Source organism: Pelagicoccus sp. SDUM812002 (assembly GCF_031127835.1).
Lineage (GTDB): Bacteria > Verrucomicrobiota > Verrucomicrobiia > Opitutales > Opitutaceae > Pelagicoccus.
In genome coordinates this window covers 122,389-141,626 of the sequence record NZ_JARXHX010000012.1, presented here as the reverse complement: position 1 = coordinate 141,626, position 19,238 = coordinate 122,389, and the positions used below count along the sequence as shown (strand labels likewise).

15 protein-coding genes and 2 tRNA genes are annotated in these 19,238 nt (G+C 53.7%); 16 read left to right on the top strand and 1 reads right to left on the bottom strand.

The features are described from left to right. Positions 1–95: 95 nt before the first annotated feature. Complete coding sequence (locus QEH53_RS16910) at positions 96–1,118, bottom strand: hypothetical protein (protein WP_309024391.1); 1,023 nt, start codon at positions 1,116–1,118, stop codon at positions 96–98. Between the two features lie 203 nt (positions 1,119–1,321). On the opposite strand from QEH53_RS16910, the gene QEH53_RS16905 reads away from it, so the two are divergent. The 16 genes from QEH53_RS16905 to rpoC all read left to right on the top strand — a co-directional run bounded on the left by QEH53_RS16905 (position 1,322) and on the right by rpoC (position 19,160). Next, positions 1,322–1,693: a dUTPase gene (locus QEH53_RS16905; RefSeq protein WP_309024390.1), complete on the top strand. Its 372-nt coding sequence runs from the start codon at positions 1,322–1,324 to the stop codon at positions 1,691–1,693. A 125-nt stretch (positions 1,694–1,818) separates the two neighbouring features. After that, a complete protein-coding gene (locus QEH53_RS16900) occupies positions 1,819–4,458 on the top strand; it encodes a hypothetical protein (RefSeq protein WP_309024389.1) in 2,640 nt (879 codons plus the stop codon). 55 nt (positions 4,459–4,513) lie between these two features. Further along, entirely contained in the window at positions 4,514–5,227 is a 714-nt protein-coding gene (locus tag QEH53_RS16895; protein ID WP_309024388.1) for a MotA/TolQ/ExbB proton channel family protein, read from the top strand. Next, positions 5,190–5,636 (top strand): biopolymer transporter ExbD, encoded by a 447-nt coding sequence (locus QEH53_RS16890; RefSeq protein WP_309024387.1) that lies wholly within the window; start codon positions 5,190–5,192, stop codon positions 5,634–5,636. Before QEH53_RS16895 ends, QEH53_RS16890 begins: the two co-directional genes overlap by 38 nt. Then, complete coding sequence (locus QEH53_RS16885; protein ID WP_309024386.1) at positions 5,633–6,388, top strand: hypothetical protein; 756 nt, start codon at positions 5,633–5,635, stop codon at positions 6,386–6,388. The genes QEH53_RS16890 and QEH53_RS16885 overlap by 4 nt, the downstream gene beginning before the upstream one ends. A 92-nt stretch (positions 6,389–6,480) precedes the next feature. Then, a tRNA-Thr gene (locus tag QEH53_RS16880) sits at positions 6,481–6,556 on the top strand. 80 nt (positions 6,557–6,636) lie between these two features. Beyond that, positions 6,637–7,827 carry an elongation factor Tu gene (gene tuf / locus QEH53_RS16875; RefSeq protein ID WP_309024385.1) on the top strand — a complete coding sequence of 397 codons (1,191 nt, stop codon included), beginning with the start codon at positions 6,637–6,639 and terminating at the stop codon, positions 7,825–7,827. A gap of 78 nt (positions 7,828–7,905) precedes the next feature. Beyond that, positions 7,906–7,981 (top strand) — tRNA-Trp (locus QEH53_RS16870). Positions 7,982–7,994: 13 nt separating this feature from the next. Continuing rightward, positions 7,995–8,198, top strand: coding sequence for a preprotein translocase subunit SecE (gene secE, locus QEH53_RS16865; protein WP_191619652.1), 204 nt, complete (start codon positions 7,995–7,997; stop codon positions 8,196–8,198). A gap of 32 nt (positions 8,199–8,230) precedes the next feature. Further along, entirely contained in the window at positions 8,231–8,806 is a 576-nt protein-coding gene (gene nusG / locus QEH53_RS16860; protein WP_309024384.1) for a transcription termination/antitermination protein NusG, read from the top strand. Between the two features lie 4 nt (positions 8,807–8,810). Further along, positions 8,811–9,236, top strand: coding sequence for a 50S ribosomal protein L11 (gene rplK, locus QEH53_RS16855; protein ID WP_309024383.1), 426 nt, complete (start codon positions 8,811–8,813; stop codon positions 9,234–9,236). 55 nt (positions 9,237–9,291) lie between these two features. Further along, a complete protein-coding gene (gene rplA, locus QEH53_RS16850) occupies positions 9,292–9,984 on the top strand; it encodes a 50S ribosomal protein L1 (protein ID WP_309024382.1) in 693 nt (230 codons plus the stop codon). A gap of 23 nt (positions 9,985–10,007) precedes the next feature. Next, positions 10,008–10,520 carry a 50S ribosomal protein L10 gene (gene rplJ / locus QEH53_RS16845; protein WP_309024381.1) on the top strand — a complete coding sequence of 171 codons (513 nt, stop codon included), beginning with the start codon at positions 10,008–10,010 and terminating at the stop codon, positions 10,518–10,520. Between the two features lie 135 nt (positions 10,521–10,655). Beyond that, positions 10,656–11,039 carry a 50S ribosomal protein L7/L12 gene (gene rplL, locus QEH53_RS16840; protein WP_309024380.1) on the top strand — a complete coding sequence of 128 codons (384 nt, stop codon included), beginning with the start codon at positions 10,656–10,658 and terminating at the stop codon, positions 11,037–11,039. Between the two features lie 164 nt (positions 11,040–11,203). Continuing rightward, on the top strand, positions 11,204–14,977 hold the full coding sequence (gene rpoB, locus QEH53_RS16835; protein WP_309024379.1) for a DNA-directed RNA polymerase subunit beta: 3,774 nt from the start codon (positions 11,204–11,206) through the stop codon (positions 14,975–14,977). Positions 14,978–15,005: 28 nt separating this feature from the next. Further along, positions 15,006–19,160 (top strand): DNA-directed RNA polymerase subunit beta', encoded by a 4,155-nt coding sequence (rpoC, locus tag QEH53_RS16830; protein WP_309024378.1) that lies wholly within the window; start codon positions 15,006–15,008, stop codon positions 19,158–19,160. Positions 19,161–19,238 lie beyond the last annotated feature (78 nt).

The window sequence follows — 19,238 nt, the reverse complement described above, 5'->3', positions numbered from 1 at the left end:
ATGTGAAGATCGAAGATTGGAGGAATTTTGCGGATACGAAAAAGCCCTGCGGCTTTAGGGCTGCAGGGCTTGAGTTGTGAAAGTTTGGGCGGTTCCTATTTGGACGCTTCGCTTTCTTCGCGAGCTCGACGTCCGATCTCGCGTGCATCGGAGTCGCCGGGCTTTCCTTCATCGCGGCGTGGGCGACGAGGGCGGCGTGGGCGACGGTTTTCTCCGCCTTCGCGGTTTTGTCGCTGGCGACGCTCTCCGCTTTCTCCGTCTTGGCGGGGCTTACGGTTGCGTGGGCGGCGCCGGCGGCGTTGTCCGCCTCCTTCTCCACCTTCGCGATTTCCGTCACGGTTTTGGCGATCCTTAGGACCGCGGCGTCCGCGACCACTGCGCTCGCGATTTCCATCGCGGTCTGTACGTCCCTGCGGCTTCTTTTCCTCTTCCTTTTCGCCGCCGGTAAAGAAGGCGATGATCTTGGAGAGGAGTCCCTTTTTCTTGGCTGGTGCCGTTGATCGGGTGGAGTCGGCAGCGCTGCGCGGCTTGCGTTCGCGTTTCGGGTTGGAGCGTCCGTCTCGGGACGGGCGAAACTCGTCGACCGTTACTTCGCGTGGGGCTGCGGGAGCAGTTTTGACCGTGCCGAATCGTTCGGGGCGATCTCCTTTTTCCTCCTTAGCTGCTGCTGCGGTTTCGGTGTTGGTTTCGGATTCCGCGGACTGCTGGTCCGCTTCTTTTCTCGGAGCACGTTCGCGAGGCTTGCGTTCGCGACGTTCTCCGCGCGAGCGATCGTTGCGTCGAGGGCGGCGTTCGCCGTACTCTTCGCGTGGTTCGCTCGGGGTTGTTCTCGTATCGATCAGTTCCTCCGGCGCGGTGGCGCGGATGGGGAGATCGTCCATTTCGATCTCCTCTTCTTCTTCGAAGCTACTGACGGAGCTGAGGTCTTTGATGTTAGGTCCGGCTTCGCCGGCCTTTTTCTTGCGGGTGCCGTATCGAAGCGGCTTGTTGTCCGACGTTGGGGCAGCGGCTGGCTTCATAGCATCAACGATATGGAGTTCGTCGGCAAATTCCGCGACGGGATCGTTGGTAGCCTCCGGCTGCTTGGACGGAGTGTTGTTTTCTTCTGTTTGTGACATGGTGTTACTCATTGGTCAGTCGGGATTTAGTCATCGACTGAGCGTGCGACTCGCAGTAAGGATTGCGGTGGACCGGGCGAGTCGTCGGCTGGGGTCCTGTTAGTACCGCGGGAGAGGTACTTTACTATTGGTTTGAAAAGTTCAAACTTTAAACGCCTTGGGCCTTGCGTGGGGGGTGGAAGCTCGGCTAGCTAGCGGAACTTATGGATAAGCTTCAGCGGATTTTCGAAATGCAGGAAGAGCTCAACGCGCGTATCGGCGTGAACCTCAAGGACATCGACGAGGAGGAGCAGGCGAAGTGGGTGCTTAACTACTCCAGAGCGATGCAGCAGGAAATGGCAGAGTTGATCGATTCGGTACCTTGGAAGTGGTGGGCGAAATACCAGACTTTTGACAAGCAGAACGCACGCGTGGAGGTGATCGACCTTTTTCACTTCCTCATCTCTATGGCACAGACCTTGGGTATGTCAGCAGATGACGTTTATGACGCTTATGTCGCGAAAAACAAAGTAAACCACCAGCGCCAAGAAAGTGGTTACGCGACCAAGGACGAGTCCGACTCTCGCCATATCTAATTCCGAAGACTTGTTGTGAACGTTTGCTTGGGACAGCTGGCTACAGGAGCACGCGGAACTCTGGTGAGGTCGCGGCTGACCTATTGAGCGGTATGCGATTTGGATTTTTCAGTTTTTTTGCGTTAGTGGCAACCACGGCGTTTAGCCTTAACACGGTATTCGGGCAAGGTGATGCGGTACCAGTGGATCGCGAGGCGCCGTTGAGTCAGGATGTTTCGGGGGTCGATCTGAGTAATTTGGGGGATGCGTTCTGGTTGAAGGGGAGTGCTCGTCGCGCATTGGCGGCGGGTCTTTACGAATTGAGCTATTCGCTGGCGGTGCAGGCGAAGTCCTTGGACGAGGCTGGGATGACCGATTTCGCGAATGAATTTGTGATAGTCGACTCATTGCTGGCTAGAACGCAATGGGTGGAAGCTCGATCCCGCCTTGCGGATCTGGCTGTTGCCGATCGTAGGCCGCAGCAACGGATCGATTTGCGGGAGGCTATGATCTCCTATGCTGAAAACGATGCAGAGGCGGTGGCTGATCGGCTCTCTTCTGTTGAACCTGCGAGTTTGGGGGTGGGCGATGCGGCTTGGTTTTGGTTTTTGCGCGGATGGGTGAAACAGTCGGAAGGGGAGGGCAAGGAAGCCAAAGAACTGTTCGAGTCGGCCCTCAGTGTAGCGAATGGAGCGTCACCTGCTTTGGGGGCCCAGATCGGGTACCTGGTTTTTCGAAGCATCTTGGAAACGCAAACGGCCTCGGCGGAGACGATTCCGCAATTGCAGAATGCGTTGCTTGAAAATGAGGGGCGGGAGATTCGTTTTCTGTACGCGGAGCAGCTGGCGGTGCTGCTTTATGACTCGGGGGATAGGGATGCTGCAATCGAGTTGATCATGGAAAACCTTGCAGCTGTCCCGGATGGTCTAGCCCTTGAGAGGGCGCAATTCCAATTACTCGCTACTATGGCGGCAGGAATGGGTCGTGTCGAAGGTCGCCAAGCGATGAGCGAGTTGTTGGCGGCAAATGCTTTTCCGGATTTGATGAGCATAGCTCTGCAGCAAGCGTTCAGTCGCGCTCGTCTGGACGGTGGCGAGGGAGGGGATGAAATTCGTTTGATCTTAGACCGTCTAATCGGCGGGGAGAGGGAGCATGCCCTGTTAGATCAGGCCCTTTATTACCGTGCTGTTTTTCGTTTTCTGGATGACGATTTTTTGGGTGCGGAAGATGACGCGGCGGAGTTGCAGCGGAGGTTTCCTAATTCGCCCTACCGTCGAGGTATGTTGGCACTGCAAGCGTCTTCAGCTTGGAATCGGTACCAGTACCGAAAGGCGGCAAATCGTCTGCAGCAAATGAGGACTGAGTACTCCGATCTGCGAAGAGACTATCGTTTGTCGGGATTGATCGCTGACTGTTATTTGCGGGCGGGGCTTCAATCGAATACCCGAGAAGATTTCCGTAATGCAGCAGAGGCTTACGCAACTGCATTGTCGAATGTGACAACGGAGTCGCAGGCCGGACCGCTTTACTTTCAATTGATCTACGCGAGGCTGCGAGCTGGGCAGCTAGACCTCGCCCTAGAGGCGATCGACGACCCTGCCCTGAGATCTCTCGCTGGGTCTGAGATGGTTTGGCGGGTTCAATGGATGGCGCTTCGTGAAATGCGACGTGTGGACCGTGTTTCCGAAGCTTACGAGCGTGCCCAAGATGCGGTGCTCTTGGAGGCTGAAAATCCGCTTCTCAAGCTGCGGTTGCTTTGGTTGACTGCACGGCTTTCGGTCGTGTCGGGCGATCCTGAATACACGATAGATTGGGTAAACGAAATCGAGGCTTTTGTAGTGAGCGAGGCTATGGTTGATGCAGATCAAGATCTGTTGGATAAGGTTTTAGCGAGCAGTCTTCTCTCCTTGTCCGAGTCGCATTTCGCCTTAGGGGAACCGGAAGAGGCGGTTGCTTTATTGGAGCGTTTGAGAAGGGATTATGCAGGATACGAGTCGGCTCTGCTGTCCTACATTTCACAGGCTCGATACCTCTCGAATGTGAACCGTACGGTGGAGGCTCAGCAATTGCTCGTGTCATTGGCTGATGAATACGCGGACCATCGTTTGGCTCCAGTTGCCCTTTTCGAGGCGGCTTTGAATGCGGAACAACGAGGGCAAGACACCTATTTGGACGAAGCTACGAAGCTGCTGCAGAGGATAGCGAGTGATTATCCTGAGTCAGAGATCGTCTACAGGGCGCGTCTGATGCAGGCCGACTTGCTGCGTCGCTTGAACAAGTTTGGCTCGGCGGAGCAGATTTATTACCTGTTGGAGAACGAGTACGCGGATCGACCGGATCGGTTTTTTGCTCAAATGTCGATGGCAGATACCCTGTTGGCTCAAGCGGAGGAAGACCCGCGGAAGTTCGACGGAGCGGTTTCGCGACTGGAGCTTTTGATGGATCTGCCGGAGGCTCCGTTGGATCTACGGGTAGAGGCTGGCTACAAGCTCGGTCAGGCGTGGCGTTCTCGGGGAGAGGCCTTGAAAGCAAAGCAGTTGTTTTGGCTTATCTATGACCAAATGCTGGTGGAGGAGTTGGGAATTCGAAAGCTTACCAACAAGGGTCGTTATTGGGTGGCCCGTTGCTTGTTTGGCTTAGCCGAGCTGGCGAAGGATGAAGGAAAGGTGGATCAGTCTAATTCCTTCTACCTTAAGATAATCGAGCATCGGCTCAACGGGGTAGAACTGGCGCGGGCTCGACTGGAAATCCTCGACCAGACGGCTGGGGAGTCAGTCCCGAATTAGATTGCTATGAACTGGGGATTGGCCCGTTTTTTTGGGTAATAATTTGGCGTAATAGATGGAATCGTTGCAAATAGAGTTGTTCGATACGTTTCGGCAGGGAGGGCTAGTGATGTGGCCTCTGTTTGCTTTGAGCTTGGTGGCTTTGGTCGTCTTCGTGGAGCGTTTGTTGTTTCTGCATCGAAACCAGATCCGCTCGAAGGAGTTTTTGTCTGGGATAGAGAATTCGTTGAGCAAAGGGCGCTTGATCGAGGCTTTGACAATCTGCCAAGACACTCCTGGACCGGCGGCTTCTATGGTAAAGGCAGGTTTGATGAGCTTTCGTGAAAGCAACGCTGAGATCCGCGAGGTGGTCCGTGAAGCGGCAGTCGTCGAATTGGCGCCGGTGAAGCGTCGTGTTGGAGCCCTGTACGCTGTAGCGCAGGTAGCTCCGATATTCGGGCTGTTGGGTACGGTGATCGGCATGATCGATAGTTTCATGCAATACGAACAGCAGGGAGTTTATGTGCATGCCGGACATTTGGTGGGCGGAGGTTGGCAAGCTCTGATCAGCACGGCCACTGGTCTAGCTCTCGCCGCTGTGACTATCATGGCTCATCATTTCCTGGTAGGGCGTATACGTACCGTGGTTTTGGAAATGGAGTGGCTAGCCCAGGAGCTGGTTGTAATCTTTACCCGTGTGAAGAATGGTCCGGATCCAGAAGGTACGGATGCGTTTGAGGAGCGACGAAGCAATGTTAAAGCTGGAAGCGGAACTGCCGAAGCGAGCTAAGCTGAGCTTTTGGCCATTTCTCGATCTCTGCGCGATCGGGCTGTTTTTCGTGCTCTTCAGCTCGAAATTCGTAATGGCTCCAGGGATAACCTTGGCTCTTCCAGAGGTGGGCTCGTCCCAAGTTGCGATATCGCCGCTCTACGAAGTGGTGACTGTGACAGAGGTGAAGGGTGAGGAGATGATCTTCTTTAAGGATAGTAAGTTTAATCTGGATTCGCTTGAGAAGTTGTTTGCCAAGCGTGGTAAAGCTCCCCAAGGAGCGACCTTGTTGGTTAAGGCTGATGTAGCGGTTTCGATGCGCACACTTGCTTTGCTGAGTGAATTAGCGATCGAGTCTGGATACTCGCGGGTGCAGCTTGCGACTGAAGAGCGGCAGGCCGTCGGCGGCACTTTCGGGGGTGGTCGATGAAGGAGAAAAGAACCTTTGGGCGAACGATCCGTTGGACTTGGGCCTTCGTCGCTACGGTCATGGTGCACGTGATCTTGTACTGGGGCGTGGCGCTTACGCGCGATAGTGGGCAGAAGCTCCGTCGGCAAGAACGACAGTTTACAGAAATAAGGTATTTGGACTCGCGCTCTTCAGATCACTCCGAGGTGCTAGCACAGCAGATGAGTTTATTCGATCCACGCCCCTTGCTGCTTCCGACGGAATGGAATAGCGCGAATGCGGTCAGCCTTCTCGGTTTTTGGCAGGAGGAGGCGGAGATCTTTCCGGAGTTTACGCCGATGTTCGAGTTGGAGGACGGGAACTATATCGATGACTTTGGAAATGTGCCGGCCAACTACGAGCAACTTTCGATGGCTCAAGTAGATTTTGGATTTTTGCCGTTTCGGGAACTAGGACGTTCCACTCTATCTGTTAGCTATGAAGAGGCACAAGGGGTCTCGCTAGTAGCATTCGACCCGTCCAGTGGTAGTGAAGTCTCGCGCATCAATATATATAATGATGCATTGGACGATCTGGGATCCCAATGGCCAGACCGACGACCCCTGACATTGCTTGCGACGGTTGAGGGGAGTTTCCAAGTCGGGGGCTTGTCTGTAGTGGAGAGTTCCGGATTTGATGAAGCTGACCGTGAAATGAGCGCAATCGCGTACGCTAATTTTCCCAAGTTGGGACTGCTTGAAGATGGGGTTTACTTATTGGAAATGGTGCCGTGAGAACGCGTCCAATTTTATTGATATTGTAGTTGACGGGCAAAAATGGCCTGCGCATGTTCTCACTTCTTTTTTTCAGATCCACTTCTCGGAGTGCCCTTGTAGCTCAGTCGGTAGAGCGCGTCCTTGGTAAGGACGAGGTCGGCGGTTCAAATCCGCTCGAGGGCTCCACTGCGCGAACGATCGGTTTCATCGATGGGTCGAAATTTCCAACAGAAACCAATTTCAACACACCTAACTCATAAACAAAAATGGCTAAAGGAACCTTCGAAAGAACGAAACCACACGTTAATGTCGGCACGATCGGTCACGTTGACCACGGCAAAACTACGCTGACCACTTCCATCTTGGCAGTTCAGGCCGGCAAGGGCCTCGCTGAAATCAAGAGCTACTCCGACATCGCAAAGGGTGGTACAGTTCGTGACGAGACTAAGGTTGTAACGATCTCTGTTGCTCACGTTGAGTACGAGTCCGACAAGCGTCACTACGCTCACGTTGACTGCCCAGGTCACGCTGACTTCGTAAAGAACATGATCACTGGCGCGGCTCAGATGGACGGCGCGATCCTCGTATGTTCCGCTTCTGACGGTCCTATGCCACAGACTCGCGAACACATCCTTCTCGCTCGTCAGGTAGGTGTACCTAAGATCGTTGTATTCCTCAACAAGTGTGACCTCATCGATGACGAAGAGCTTCTCGAGCTTGTTGAAATGGAAGTTCGCGAGCTTCTCGACAAGTATGACTTCGACGGTGATGGAACGACTGTTATCCGTGGTTCTGCTCTCCAAGCTCTCGAAGGAACTGACTACGGTAAGAAGTGTATCCAAGAGTTGATGGATGCTATCGACACCGATATCCCCGAGCCAGAGCGTGAAATCGACAAGCCATTCCTCATGTCGATCGAAGACGTATTCTCGATCACCGGTCGTGGAACCGTTGCTACCGGTCGTATCGAGCGTGGTATCGTCAAGGTTGGCGAAAGCGTTGAGATCGTTGGTCTTAAGGACACTCAGACTTCAACGGTTACTGGTGTTGAAATGTTCCGCAAGATGCTCGACCAAGGTCAAGCTGGCGACAACGTCGGTATCCTTCTCCGCGGTATCGACAAAGAAGCTATCGAGCGCGGCCAAGTTTTGGCAAAGCCAGGCTCCATCAAGCCGCACTCCAAGGGTAAGGCTGAAATCTACGTTCTCTCCAAGGACGAAGGTGGCCGCCACACTCCATTCTTCGATGGTTATCGCCCACAGTTCTACTTCCGTACCACGGACGTAACTGGCGTGTGTAAGCTACCAGAAGGTGTGGAAATGGTAATGCCAGGTGACAACATCTCTATCGAAGTTGACCTCACCAAGCCTATCGCTATGGAAGCAGGTCAGCGTTTCGCTATCCGTGAAGGTGGCCGCACTATCGGTGCTGGTCGTATCACTGCGATTGTTGAGTAAGGTTTTGTTTTAAGTTTTTATCTTTTGCCGGAGCCCATCCCCTGGGTTCCGGCGATTGTTTTTAGTTTTTTTTGGCATAGGGTAGTGGCTCAATTGGTAGAGCATCGGTCTCCAAAACCGAGGGTTGGGGGTTCGAGTCCCTCCTGCCCTGCCATCTTTTTTATCAAATGAAAAATCCGTTCCGCAGCATTCGCATATTTACAGGTGAGACGATCACGGAGCTCAAGAAGGCCAGTTGGCCCTCTTTTTCCGAGCTACGTGAGTCGACCTTCGTCGTGCTCATCGCGATCGCAATCATGGGGCTATTTGTCGCGGTTGCGGATTTCTCTATAGCGAATGTCGTGAATCTTTTCACGAGTTGGATGCGCTAGTTTTCCAAACTCTTCCTTAATTTATAGATCCCATGTCTGAAACCAGCGCAAAAACCGGCGCCGCTTGGTACGTTATCCAAACTCTCTCAAATCAGGAGGGTAAGGTTAAGCGCTATCTAGACAAGTTCATCAAGGAAGACGAGATGGAGGAGTTCGTCTTCGAAGTCCTCGTGCCGACTGAGACCGTCACGGAAGTGAAGAACGGCAAGAAGTCTCAGATCGTGCGTAAGTTCTATCCAGGCTACGCTTTCGTTCACATGCGTCTTTACGACGAGAATGGAAAGCTGTTGAATAAGCCCTGGTACTTCGTTCGCGAGACCGCGGGCGTCATCAATTTCGTAGGCGGAGACCGTCCATCGCCTCTCAAAAAGTCTGAAATCGACACGATTCTCAGTCAAGTGGAAGCCGCTACGGGCAAAGAAACCCCGAAGGTACAGTTCGAGATTGGAGAAGAGGTCAAGATTACGGATGGCCCATTCCTCAACCTCAATGGCCGCATCGACGAGATAGACCCCGAGAAGGGCAAGCTCAAGGTGTCGGTATCGATCTTCGGAAGATTCACTCCAGTCGAGCTGGAGTATTGGCAAGTCGAACGCTTAACAAGCTAAACAAATGGCAAAGAAAGTCACAGGAACCATTCGCCTACAACTCCCTGCCGGCGGCGCCAATCCAGCGCCTCCAGTTGGTCCAGCCCTTGGTGCGGCTGGGGTCAACATCATGGCCTTTTGTAAGGAGTATAATGCGAAGACACAAGACAGAGCGGGTCTCATCCTTCCTGTCGTAATTACTGTCTATCAAGACAAGTCTTTCACCTTCATTCTGAAGTCCCCTCCAGCTGCTGTCCTTCTCAAGAAGGCTGCTGGCTTGGCGAAGGGCTCTGGCGTTCCAAACCGCGACAAAGTCGGTAAGGTAACGAAGGCTCAGATTCTCGAGATCGTCGAAATGAAAAAGGCTGATCTCAACGCTTCGGATCCCGAAGCAGCGTCGCGTATCATCGAAGGTACGGCTCGCTCAATGGGCATAGAAGTCGAAGGCTAATAAAAATAACCTCAACGCGGGAGCCGAAAGGCGTTAGCACCGCAAGGAGTACTAAATGGTAAAACTATCCAAAAAGTTTCGTGCAGCTTCAGAAGCGGCCGATCTTGGTAAAGAATACACGATTGCTGAAGCAGTCGATGCGCTCGCGAAGTTGCCGAAGGCAAAGTTCGACGAGACGATCGAAGTTTCCCTCAAGCTTGGAGTCGATCCTCGCAAGGGCGACGAAATGGTGCGTGGCACAGTAATGCTTCCTCATGGTAGCGGTAAGTCGGTACGCGTTCTCGCGTTCACCGCCGATGCTGAAGCTGCGAAGGCAGCTGGTGCAACCGAAGCAGGTCTCGATGACATGATCGCCAAGGTTCAAGGTGGTTGGTTCGACTTCGACGTTGCAGTGGCCACGCCGGATGCGATGAAGGAAGTGCGCAAAATCGCACGTGTCCTTGGACCTAAAGGCCTCATGCCAAATCCGAAGGCAGGTACTGTCTCTGACGATATCTCGAAGGCGATTCAGGAAGTAATGGCTGGTCGTGTTGAATACAAGGTCGACAAGAATGCCTCCCTTGGAGTTGGCGTCGGCAAACGTTCATTTGGCATCGAAGAAGTAGTTGGTAACCTCACTGCGATCATGGAAGCGATTGGCAAGGCTCGTCCTGCATCGTTCAAGGGTCGCTATATCAAGAGTGCTTATATCTCGGCGACCCAGACTCCGAGCATCAAGCTCGCGACCTCGGAGTACGCGAAGTACTAAATAAAACAGGAGGTTTACATACCATGAGACCAGAAAAACAATTTCTCGTTGATGAAATCAACACTCACCTCGACAAGTCCGACTACCTCTTCCTCGCCGATTACGAGCGTTCTACAGTGGTCGACATCGCCGAGCTCCGCGCTGAGCTCGTCAAGGAGGAGGCGGAGTTTCACGTCGTTAAGAATAACATCCTTAAGGTAGCGGCTCGCGAGCGCGGTTATCCAGGCATCGACGAACACCTAAACGGTCAAAACGCCATCGTTATCGGAGGCGCGAATCCTTCCGGAGTCGCCAAGGTTCTGACCAAGTTCTTCGACAAGAAGGACAAGATGGACGTGAAGGTGGGTATCCTATCTTCGCAGCGTCTAGAGAAGGAAGAGATCATTGCTCTCTCCAAGCTGCCGAACATCGACGCGATGCGCGCTCAGCTTCTTGGCCTTCTCAGCCAACCCGCTCAAAGCTTGGTCTTCGTTCTCAGCGGCGTACCCAAGGCAATGCTCAACGTACTTATGGCGAAGGCCGACAAGGGCGAGTAGCCCTTTATTCTCTCATTCAATTTTCGAGGGCTTGGATGCCTTCGTCTTACAACACCATAACCAAAAGATACAGGCTAGGGCGACACGTCGCCTTAAACGCGGAAATCCTTTCCAAACTAGCCGATCACTACGAAGATGGCAGACATCACTAAAGAAGACGTAATCGAATGGCTCAGCGGCCAAACCGTACTCGACATCGCAGGTCTCGTTAAGGACCTCGAAGAAAAGTGGGGCGTATCCGCTGCTGCTCCTGTAGCCGTAGCCGCAGCACCTGCTGGTGGCGAAGCCGCTGCTCCTGCTGAAGAACAAACCGAGTTTGACGTAATCCTCGTCGCTGCTGGCGATAAGAAGATCAATGTGATCAAGGAAGTACGTGGAATCACCGGTCTTGGCCTCAAGGAAGCAAAAGACCTCGTTGAAGGCGCGCCTAAGCCCGTTAAGGAACAGTGCTCCAAGGACGAAGCTGCAGAAATCAAGTCCAAGCTCGAAGCTGCTGGCGCCAAGGTCGAAGTTAAATAGACATTGTTGCACGCTGCTTTATACAGCTTTTTATTTGAGACAGGCGCGTATTAGTCGCGCCTGTCTTTCCTGCGTTTATTAGCCGGGGAATAATATCGTTTTATCCACCTCGTTTTCACCAAGCCGACTCACCACATTTTCGCCCACATCTAGCACAGATTCACATGGCAGACCGTATCAACTTCGGAAAACTTAAGGACGTAATCACGCCGCCCAATCTGATCGAGATTCAGATCAATTCTTATCTCGACTTCCTGCAAAAGGACACCCCGATTTCGGAGCGTAAAAACGACGGATTGGAAGCCGTCTTCCGGGAAGTTTTCCCTATCGAGAGTTACGACGGACGCCTTGTGCTCGAGTTCGTTTCCTACACCGTCGGTGACCCCAAGGCCACCGAGATCGAGTGTATCCGCGAAGGCATAACTTACTCCGTCCCTCTCTACGTGAAGCTCCGCCTTCGCGAAGAAGACAACATCAAGGACGAAGAGATTTATATGGGAGAAATCCCAATGGTCTCCGCTCGTGGCTCTTTCATCATCAATGGTGCGGAACGCGTTGTCGTCAGCCAGTTGCACCGTTCGCCTGGTATCGCCTACGAGGTTACTCCGCACACCAACGGCAAGCCGTTGCATGCCTTCCGTATCATCCCTGACCGCGGTACATGGCTAGAAGTTCAGTTCGACAACAACGACCTTCTCTACGTTTACCTTGACCGCCGCCGTCGCCGTCGTAAGTTCCTTATCACAACTTTGCTCCGCGCCGTTGGTTTCAGTTCCGACGTCGATATCCTAAAGCTCTTCTACACTATTGAAGACTTGGGTACCTCCGAAGCTCTCGCTAAGGAAAACGTCTCCCAGTACGTTCTGGTAGAAGACGCAATCGACGCGGAAAAGGGTGTTGTTATCGCCCGCGCTTTCGAGCCGCTCACCAAGGCAATCGTTCGCGAGTTCGAAGGCCACGGCATCCCGACCCTCAAGGTCATCGACACCACCGTCGACGATGGCGCCATCGTTCGCGCCATGAAGAAGGACACCTCCCAAAATGAGGAAGAAGCCCTCAAGGAAATCTACAAGCGTCTGCGCCCGGGTGAACCACCCACGACTGCTAATGCTAAGGCATTGCTCAAGCGTCTCTTCTTTGATCCGAAGCGCTACGACTTGGGTCGCGTTGGTCGTTATAAGATCAACCAGAAGCTTGAGATGGAAACGGACGTCGAAGTGCGTACCCTGCAGGGCGAAGACATCGTTCTTGCTACCAAATACCTTATCAAGCTTAAGGCAGGCGAGGGGTACCTCGACGATATCGACCACCTCGGTTCACGTCGCGTTCGTACTGTTGGCGAATTGCTCGCTAACCAGTGTCGCCTCGGCCTCGCTCGTACAGAGCGTCTCGTTCGCGAACGTATGACTCTCTACGACCAAAGCGTCGACTCGATCACTCCGCAAAAGCTGATCAACCCGAAGGCTTTGACAACCGTGATCCGCGACTTCTTCGCTCGTTCGCAGCTGTCTCAGTTCATGGACCAAATCAACCCGCTCGCAGAGCTCACGCACAAGCGTCGTCTTTCTGCGCTCGGACCAGGTGGTTTGAATCGTGAACGTGCCGGTTTCGAAGTTCGTGACGTTCATCCATCTCATTACGGACGTATTTGTCCGATTGAGACTCCTGAAGGTCCAAACATCGGTCTGATCAACTCTCTATCTACTTACTCTCGAGTAAACGAGTTCGGTTTCATTGAAACGCCGTATCGTATAGTGGACAAGGGTCGCGTCACCGACGAGATCAAGTACCTCAATGCCGATATGGAAGAGGGCAAAATCATCGCCCAGGCAAACTCCGAGATCGATGACAATGGCAACTTCACTGGCAAGGTAACCGTTCGTCAGTCTGGCGAATTCTTGGAAGTGGACCCAGACCAAGTTGACTTCATGGACGTATCCACGAAGCAGGTTGTATCCGTTGCCGCAGGACTCATCCCGTTTCTCGAGCACGATGATGCGAACCGTGCTTTGATGGGATCGAACATGCAACGCCAAGGTGTACCGCTTCTCCAAGCCGATTCTCCTTTCGTAGGAACCGGCATCGAAGAGCGCGTTGCTCGCGACTCCAAGACAGTATCCGTTTCGGACATCGACGGTATCGTCGCATCGGTTGACGCAAAGCGTATCGTTATCTCTAAGGACGGCGAACTCCCCGCGAATTTCGAGCGCAAGCCTTACACAGACGTGAAGGCTGGCATCCACGTTTACGAGCTTCGCAAGTTCATGCGGTCCAACGCGGGCACGTGTTTCAACCAGAAGCCAATCGTTGCCAAGGGACAGCCTATCAAAGCGGACCAAATCATCGCTGATGGACCGTGTACTCAGAACGGTGAACTCGCGATCGGTAAGAACATCCTCGTGGCGTTTATGCCGTGGAACGGTTACAACTTCGAGGATGCGATCCTGATCTCCGAGAAGGTTCTCAAGGACGATATCTACACTTCTATCCACATCTCCGAATTTGAAGTCACAGCGCGTGACACTAAACTTGGACCGGAAGAAATCACTCGCGATATTCCAAATGTTGGGGAAGAGGCTCTTAAGAACCTCAACCACGACGGTGTGATCCGCGTAGGTGCCGAGGTTAAGCCAGGCGACATCCTCGTCGGTAAGATCACTCCGAAATCCGAAACCGAACTCGCTCCGGAAGAAAAGCTCCTCCGCGCGATCTTCGGTGAAAAGGCTGCGGACGTTAAGGATACTTCCCTGATCGTACCATCCGGTGTTGATGGTATCGTTATGGATGTGAAGGTCTCCAGCCGTCTCGACTACGAGCGCGAGCGCCTAAGCCCATCGGATCGTCGCCGTCAGGTGAAGCAGATCAGCGAAGACTACAAGACGCAGATGGATAAGCTGCGCGAAGGTCTGACCGAAGCTCTGTCCAACATACTTCTCGGTGAAAAGATTCCTCTCGACGTGGTCAATGGCCAGAACGGAGAAATCATCATCCCGGCAAATCGTAAGATCACCAAAACGCTTCTACGCAAGCTTGCCGCAGTATCAAAGCACGTCGAAATCGACCCCTCTCCAGTTCGTATCAAGATCATGGAGATCATCGGTTCCTACCAGAGCAAGTTTGACGAGCTCGAAGGAGATCGTGAGCGCAAGACTGCTAACATCGAGTCCGGTGAAGACGCAGCAACTGGCGTGATCAAGCAGGTCAAGGTCTACGTTGCCACCAAGGAAAAGCTCAAGGTCGGTGACAAGATGGCGGGACGCCACGGTAATAAGGGTGTCGTCGCCAAGATCGTTCCAGAAGAAGATATGCCTTATCTTCCAGACGGTACTCCGATCCAGATTTGTTTGAACCCACTGGGTGTACCTTCTCGTATGAACGTTGGTCAGGTCCTTGAAACCCACATGGGTTGGGCCTGTAAGGTTCTAGGCATGAAGGTGTCGACTCCAGTCTTCGACGGTATTCCGGAAAAGGTTGTTCGTCAGCATTTGGCGGACGCAGGTCTCCCAACCACCGGTAAGTCTCCCGTTTACGACGGTCGAACCGGTGAGAAGTTGGACAACGAAGTGGTTGTGGGGTGGGTATACATGCTCAAGTTGAACCACCTTGTATCCCACAAGATCCACGCTCGTGCGGTTGGTCCTTACTCGCTCGTTACGCAACAACCACTCGGTGGTAAGGCCCAGTACGGTGGTCAGCGTTTCGGGGAAATGGAAGTTTGGGCCCTCGAAGCATACGGCGCAGCATACACGCTCCAGGAACTTTTGACGGTTAAGTCCGATGACGTTCAGGGACGTACCAAAATCTACGAATCACTGGTCAAGGGCGACTCCACGCTACAAGCGGGCACGCCGGAATCCTTCAACGTATTGATCAAGGAAATCCAATCCCTAGGTCTCGACGTGAAGCTGGGCCGCCAAAGCGAACTCGACTATAAGTAACCAACCAACCGACTGAGGATTTAATATAATGTCTACGCAAGAAGCCCAACAAGTGCTCAGCGCGGAACGTGAGTCGAATTTCGACTGCGTTACGATTAATGTCTCGTCACCGGAAATCATCCGTTCCTGGTCACGTGGCGAAGTCAAGAACCCGGAGACCATCAACTACCGTACTTTCAAGCCGGAGCCAGGCGGACTTTTCTGCCAACGCATCTTCGGTCCGGTACGCGACTACGAGTGTGCCTGCGGTAAGTACAAGCGAATCAAATACAAGGGTGTCATCTGTGACCGTTGTGGAGTCGAGGTAACTGTATCTCGCGTCCGTCGTCAGCGCATGGGGCACATCGAGTTGGCAGTACCTGTCACTCATATCTGGTTCCTCAAGAGCATGCCGTCTCGTCTCGGTCTCTTGCTCGATATGACTGCCCGCAGTCTCGAGCGAGTGATCTACTACGAAGCGTACATGGTCACCGATCCCGGCCGTACTCCACTCGAAGAGAAGCAGCTTCTCACCGACCAAGAGTACATCGAAGCGATGGCTGAGTACGGCGACGATTCCTTCGTTGCCAAGATGGGTGCAGAAGCTCTCCGCGACGTTCTCGTCAACACTGATCTCGAAGTCACCGTACTTGAGCTTCAGGAAGCGATGCGCTCGACCAAGTCGAAGCAGATCAAGAAGAAGCTAGCGAAGCGTCTCAAGGTTATCCAAGGCTTCATCAAGTCCTCCTCTCGTCCAGAGTGGATGGTACTGGAAGTCCTGCCGGTTATCCCGCCAGACCTTCGTCCTCTCGTTCCTCTGGAAGGTGGCCGTTTCGCGACCTCTGACCTCAACGACCTCTACCGTCGCGTTATCAATCGTAACAACCGCCTCAAGAACTTGATGCAGTTGAAGACGCCGGACGTGATCATCCACAACGAAAAGCGCATGCTGCAGGAAGCGGTAGACGCGCTCTTCGACAATGGTCGTCACGGTCGTCCCGTCACGGGCGCTGGTAATCGTCCGCTCAAGTCCCTCAGCGACATGCTCAAGGGCAAGCAGGGCCGTTTCCGTCAGAACCTTCTCGGTAAGCGCGTCGACTACTCCGGTCGTTCCGTTATCGTCATCGGTCCTGAGCTGAAGCTGAACCAGTGTGGTCTTCCTAAGAAGATGGCCCTCGTTCTCTTCGAGCCATTCATCATTCGCCGCCTCAAGGAGCTCGGCTTCGTGCACACGGTCCGTGGTGCTCGCCGCATGATCGAGAAGCGCTCTCCGGAAGTTTGGGACATCTTGGAAGAAGTTACCAAGGGGCACCCGGTTCTTCTCAATCGTGCTCCAACCCTTCACAGACTTTCGATCCAGGCTTTCGAGCCGATCTTGATCGAAGGCGAAGCGATCCGTGTTCACCCGCTCGTTTGTACAGCTTACAACGCTGACTTCGACGGCGACCAAATGGCAGTACACGTGCCTCTCTCCCTCGAAGCGACGCTCGAGTGTAAGATGCTCATGATGGCGACTGGAAACATCTTCTCGCCTTCCAGCGGTAAGCCAATCCTCACTCCATCGCAGGACGTTATCCTCGGATCTTATTACCTGACGATGAATCCACGTGAAGGGTACGAAGACCTCGACCGTATCCCGCTCGTCGGGAACAAGACGGAAGCGATCTTCGCTAACTTGGATGGCGCTCTGCACACTCATGACTGGGTACGTCTTCCGAACCCGGATTACGGACGTGAAACCACATTCGGCAACTCGGACCAGAAGACTATCACCACTACGGTTGGCCGTATTCGCTACAGCGAAATTTGGCCAAACGATCTCGGCTTCATCAACTTCCAAGTGGGCAAGAAGGAGCTCGGTGACGTCATCAACAACACCTACAAGGTTGCAGGTCCTGAAGCCACCGTCGATTCGCTCGACAAGCTCAAAAAGCTCGGCTTCGACGTAGCGACTATGGCCGGTATCTCCATCGGTATCGACGACATGATCATCCCGGATGAGAAGGTCGACATCGTGAAGCGTGCCTTTGGCAAGATCGCTGAAGTAGATGGCCAGTATCAAAAGGGTATCATCACCGCAGGTGAGCGTTACAACAAGATCATCGATATCTGGACTGTAGCAACCGACGAAATCAAACAGGCGGTATTCGTCCAGCTGAAGACCAACGGCGGCAAGCCAGGCGTGAACCCAGTTTACGTCATGATGGACTCCGGTGCTCGTGGTAACCCGAACCAGGTTCGCCAGCTCTGTGGTACTCGTGGTTTGATGGCTAAGCCGTCCGGCGAGATCATCGAACGTCCGATCCTCTCTTCATTCCGTGAAGGTCTAACGGTACTCGAATACTTCATCTCCACTCACGGAGCTCGTAAGGGTCTCGCGGATACCGCCCTCAAGACGGCTGACGCGGGTTACCTCACTCGTAAGCTCTGTGACGTTGCGATGGACGTGATCATCACCGAACAAGACTGTGGAACGCGCGAAGGTATCTGGAAGAAGGCGATCTTCGAAGGTGACGACGAGATCGTTGGTCTCCGCGAGCGTATCGAAGGCCGTTGCTCTTGCGACGACGTTTACAACCCAATCGAGCCAGACGAACTTGTCGTTGGTTCGGGCGAGCTCATCACTGAGCACGTTGCGAAGCGCGTTGAGGAACTCGGCATCGAGCGCCTAAAGGTAATGTCTCCTTTGACTTCGACTGCTTCCTACGGAATCGACGCCAAGTCTTACGGGATCAACCCTGCGTCCAACGACGTTGCGAAGATCGGTGACTCCGTCGGTATCATCGCGGCACAGTCGATTGGTGAGCCGGGTACACAGCTGACCATGCGTACCTTCCACATTGGTGGTATTGCGTCGTCGGTCGTTACCGATCCACGTATCTCGGTTCGTAACGCCGGTGTCGTAAAGTACCGCGGTCTCCGTCTCGTTGAGATCGCTCCAGGTGTTAGCGTTGTTCTTAACAAGACTGGTTCGGTTCAGGTCGTTGACTCTACAGGCCGCGAACTTGAAGCCTACGATATCGTAGTGGGATCACTACTACGCGTACCGGACGGCGGCGAAATCGAAGCAGGACAGCTCCTAGCCGAGTGGGATCCCTACAACATTCCGGTTCTCTCCGAAAAGCCAGGTGTCATCGGTTTCCGCGACATGATCCCAGGTGTTACCATCAAGAAGGAACTTGACGAATCCTCTGGTCGGATCGCCATCGTGGTCATCGAGCACAAGGAAGACTTGAACCCATCGGTTGAAGTCAAGGACGGATCCGGCAAGGTTCTTGCGGTTTACAGCATCCCGACTGGCGCTCAGGTAGCGGTCACCGAAGGCGACGAAATCGCCCAAGGCGCGTTGCTCGCCAAGACGCCACGTCAGGCATCCAAGACCAAGGACATCACCGGTGGTCTCCCACGTGTTGCCGAGCTCTTCGAAGCTCGTCGTCCGAAGGAAGCTGCGGAAATGGCCCGTATCGACGGTGTCGTTTCTCTCGGTGGAACGGTTCGCTCCAAACGCAAGCTCATCGTCACCGACGAAGAGTCTGGCGAAGCGGAAGAGCACCTCATTCCACACGCCAAGCAGATTATCGTCCAGGTTGGAGACGTCGTGCACAAGGGACAGCACCTCACTGAAGGTTCCGCTGACCCGCACGAAATCCTCGACATCCTCGGACCAGCCCGCTTGTACGAGTTCCTCATCAACGAAGTGCAAGAGGTCTACCGTTTGCAGGGTGTTACGATCAATGATAAGCACATCGAGCTCATCATTCGTCAGATGCTCCGCAAGGTTCGTATCACCGATCCAGGCGACACCGAGTTCTTCTGGGGCGAGCAAATCGAGCGCACGACCTTCTTGCGCGAGAACAACGAAATCATCGAAGCGGGTGGAAAGCCTGCCGAAGCTGAGCCCGTTCTTCTCGGTATCACCAAGGCGTCGATCGAAACAGAGTCCTTCATCTCCGCGGCGTCCTTCCAGGAAACCACCCGCGTACTCACAGATGCTTCGACCTTGTCCAAGATCGACAAGCTGCACGGCTTCAAGGAAAACGTTATCATGGGTCACTTGATCCCAGCCGGTACCGGTCTCCGCACCTACCGCGACCTTCGCATCACGCTCCCATTTGGCGGCAACATCGAGGACAACGTAGATCCCGTCGAGCCAGCCGAAGGAGCCACTGCCGAAGCGCCAGCGGCTACACCGGAAGCAGGTTAAACCGGCACGTAGAGAATACATTTAGCAAAGCCCGCATCCCGCCAAAGGATGCGGGCTTTTTGTGTCCTATTCGGTTGG